Annotated in this window: 1 protein-coding gene; it reads left to right on the forward strand. The window is 48.5% G+C overall.

Going from position 1 to position 462, the window contains the following annotated elements; all coding sequences use genetic code 11:
• On the forward strand, window positions 1-462 hold a 462-nt coding region (locus tag BLX24_RS31170; RefSeq protein ID WP_071506953.1), incomplete at both ends, for an RNA polymerase sigma factor.

The raw sequence follows: 462 nt of genomic DNA on the forward strand, positions 1-462 counted from the left end.
TGAAGTTTATGGTGCAGGAGCAGGTAGTCGAAGACTGCATTCAGGATTTATTCCTGCAACTCTGGCAAAACCGCCTTCAGATAAACGAAACCGAATCGGTAAAGCATTATTTGCTGAAGGCACTGCGGCACCACATCATGCAGTACCATCGGGCCAAAAGCCGCTATACAACCGAAGATCTGGATTGGGATGCATCTATTCCGGAAGAGTTTGATGCCGAGACATTACTCATACACCAGGAGTCGCTGCGGTTGCTCACACAAAACATGCAGACACAGCTTGACAAACTACCGGTCCGTGAACGGGAAGCCTTGTACCTCCGCTATTACGAAAACCTGTCGATCCCCGAAATTGCCGAAGTAATGCAGGTTAACCGCCAGTCGGTTTCTAATTTTCTGCAGAAGGCACTCCTGAAAATCCGGAAACGGTGGCTGGAAACCGCGTTAATCCTCTTTTGCATTT

This window comes from Arsenicibacter rosenii (genome assembly GCF_001870735.1).
Classification (GTDB): domain Bacteria; phylum Bacteroidota; class Bacteroidia; order Cytophagales; family Spirosomataceae; genus Arsenicibacter; species Arsenicibacter rosenii.